Source organism: Vibrio sp. V42_P2S4T144 (genome assembly GCF_009904715.1).
Classification (GTDB): Bacteria; Pseudomonadota; Gammaproteobacteria; order Enterobacterales; family Vibrionaceae; genus Vibrio; species Vibrio alginolyticus.
Map to the genome: position 1 here is coordinate 1 of NZ_WXWS01000569.1, position 2,937 is coordinate 2,937.

The 2,937-nt window shown below is 44.0% G+C and carries 3 protein-coding genes; 1 reads left to right on the forward strand and 2 read right to left on the reverse strand.

The window, feature by feature from the left end; genetic code table 11:
* Positions 1-79 precede the first annotated feature (79 nt).
* Positions 80-1,129, forward strand: coding sequence for a Preprotein translocase subunit SecY (locus CAG68_RS18925; protein WP_085568982.1), 1,050 nt, complete (start codon positions 80-82; stop codon positions 1,127-1,129).
* A gap of 96 nt (positions 1,130-1,225) precedes the next feature.
* Here the strand turns inward: CAG68_RS18925 and CAG68_RS18930 are convergent, their stop codons facing one another.
* Positions 1,226-1,522: a hypothetical protein gene (locus CAG68_RS18930; RefSeq protein ID WP_053307751.1), complete on the reverse strand. Its 297-nt coding sequence runs from the start codon at positions 1,520-1,522 to the stop codon at positions 1,226-1,228.
* Positions 1,523-1,671: 149 nt separating this feature from the next.
* A complete protein-coding gene (locus tag CAG68_RS18935) occupies positions 1,672-2,871 on the reverse strand; it encodes a DUF5666 domain-containing protein (RefSeq protein WP_161441508.1) in 1,200 nt (399 codons plus the stop codon).
* Positions 2,872-2,937: the final 66 nt, after the last annotated feature.

Sequence of the window (2,937 nt, forward strand, 5' to 3'; positions counted from 1 at the left end):
ATTCTGCGCTCCTTTGTACATGCCAGAAACGTCCGTCCTACTTAGTAGGAGGGGCGATTAATCTTAAGAAATTTCTCAAATGAAATACGAACAACAGATTGGATATCGATACCCTAAAGGTCGATTTGCCATGGTGAGTGTATACGCATTCACTGGTGCTGCGATTTTAGCATCGACTATTTTTTCTCTATTGCTATTTTTGTCTATCGACGAAAATCCGATGATGCAAACCTTATTTGGTGGTTTAGCGATCATTTTTGAAGCGGGTAAATTTTACGCTTGGTATGAATACGGTGAGCGCCGAGCCCATCGCAACTACACAGGAGCAGCAACCGCTCTCGTGTTTTATTTAGTCTTAGCTGCGATTTCCATTGGCGGTAGTATTGGTGGCATTAATAGTGCAACCAATAGTGCACAAAGTCATATTTCGGTAGAGCAGGCGAAAGTGGAAGCGTTTAATCGTCAGATTGCGGCAATCGATAAGCAGATTGAGCTCAACAATATGGCAGCGCAGAAATACATCGAGATGGAGCGTATCGCGACTGGTGTAACTCGCATTCAGGATCAAAACAAAACCTTACGTGAAGAGCAGCAACGCTTGGCTATGGAGCGTGATAGTTTACCGCCGGTTACGCAAGGCTCAGTGATTGGTTTGATTGATAGCCTAGCCAACGCATTTGGTACCTCCTCTCAGCAAGCTCAGCTTGGCTTGGTTGTATTTCTTTCGATTCTTTTGGACTTCTTTGCTGCATTTTTTGTTGGCTTGATTGGTGAAGAGCAACGGTTCCGATATTTCTATCGCAGAAATGAGGACATGATATTGAAAACAGTTCGCGATATAGACCCAGCGCCTGCGGGTTATCTTCCTCATATAAAAGAGGAAGAAGAGCAAGAAATACCAGCTGCGCCGGAGCCAGAAGAACCAAAGGAACCGAAAACCTTGTTAGAGCAAGTTAGCGATGCACTTAAAACGCATCAAATTACGTGCACCAAAAAAGCCGTTGCTAAACAGTTTAGGCTGTCTGCGGAAGAGGTAGACAAGGTATTTGAAGAATTGGCAGAGCTCGGTTTAGTGGGAAAAAAAGCCAACCACCATTATCATTGGATAGGTGAAGCAGAAACCGCATAATTGGTTATCTATTAGAGTTCGGAAAGAGCGTCAATCGGCGCTCTTTTTTTTGGGAGGGGGGAGTTTCGCTATTAAAGTTAACTACAAGAAAGCGTATCAATCTTTATTGAGCTTTTTGGTTACGTCTTTCATCGTTTTCTTCTCTTTTTCCGGTGTCATTGCATCAACAGCTTTACCCGCCATCCCTTCATCTGGTAATTTGTCTTTTCCTGCATCAACTGCGGTATCTTTCAGTGCCTCTTTAGGCGTACAGCGACCCCCAACACCAACCACGGCTTTTGTCGCAGCGGCTTTAGCTGCCTTTTCTGCATCGCAGTCAGGATCCATAACGCTAGCTAAGCTCGTGGCTGAACCAAAAAACAAGATTAACAAAATGAGGTTGCGTTTTTTCATAGTCGTCACCAATGTTGTGAAACATAGGTAAAGTGTAACGGAGAGAAAAGGCTTTGACTGAGAATTTGTTGGTTTGAGCTTGGGAAGCAAAGTAAGGTGAAAAGAAAAAGTGCCACCGAAGTGACACTTTTTCTTAAGCGTAGAAGGGATTAGTTGTCGTAAACGTCTAACTCCACTTCACGGGCAATATTTTGGTCGTTAATGATCACACCTTCGACTTCGACACGAGCACCATTTAGGTTAAGTTCTTCAATGCCTTGGAAGCGTGTTTGCGCATCAATCACAACGGTGGTGTTACTTAGTACTTGATCAGCATCATTCTCACAATGCTCGATTTTAAATGCTCTTGAATCAGCATCGTAGTTTGATACATAGCCTTCACATTCAAACTCTTTACCTCGCCATTGGTTGTCATTGTCAAACTCCGACCGCTCAAATTCGATGACGGTAGCGGTGCGTTTGCCATTTTTCATCACAGAGGTCACTTCTACTTCTTGACCTTGTTCTAGATTAGCTTTGCTACCATCCTCAAAGCGTGTTGCGTTATCAATGAAGAAGGCTCCTCGGTAGTTTAGAGAGAACTCACTATAATCCTTGGCAACCCAAGTCACGATACCTTCCACATCGCTGTCATTTTTTAGATCGTCGTAGTCTTCAACTTCTACCTCATTTGCCATGAAGATGCCGTTTTGCATTTCACCTTCTACTTCTACCCATTGGCCGATGCTAAGTTGGCTAATGTTGTCGTAAGATACGGTTATATTTGTACCAAGCTCAAACGTGCCAGCATTTTCATCGGTACTAGTAATGCGACCTTCCAGTTCGTAGTAGCTTCCAAGGGCTGGGTAATCGTTATCTACGTCGATTTCGACCACAGACAACACTCGATAACCCGCATCCGCAGTCGGCAAGGATGACACCATCACCCAGTCGTTGATCTCTATATCATCACTTAAACCGTCAAACTGCAGATCTACGCCGTTTACCGTAAATGTTTTCTTCACATAATCAATTGCTGTGACACGTCCTGTAATGGTTGGTTCAAGTGTGACTCGGACGCCATTGTTCGAAGCTTGCCGAATATCTGAACCCACGCGAACCACCATTTTTGGTTTTACATCGGCCAGTTGCACTTGTGTGTCGTCATAAACCACCTCAGACACACGATACGTATGTCCATTGACGGTTAACGTGCTTTCTTCAGCGTTGACCGCTTCAACAGAGCCAATCGCTACACTTGGTTTCACTGCTGGTTGAGTTGATGTGCTATCGCTATTGCTGCCACCACCTGAACCACAACAACCAGACAATGCCAAACCTACTACAGAAATAAGAGCGAGTTTTTTCATTGTATTAACCTCAATTTACGAGCGAGTTTAGGAAATTGCCTGTATCTTATTGGGCATATCGTGAAG

Bases quoted from the DNA above. Each gene is read 5' to 3' on its own strand.
- CAG68_RS18925 (WP_085568982.1), top strand. From the start codon at position 80: ATGAAATACGAACAACAGATTGGATATCGATACCCTAAAGGTCGATTT.
- CAG68_RS18930 (WP_053307751.1), bottom strand. From the start codon at position 1,522: ATGAAAAAACGCAACCTCATTTTGTTAATCTTGTTTTTTGGTTCAGCC.
- CAG68_RS18935 (WP_161441508.1), bottom strand. From the start codon at position 2,871: ATGAAAAAACTCGCTCTTATTTCTGTAGTAGGTTTGGCATTGTCTGGT.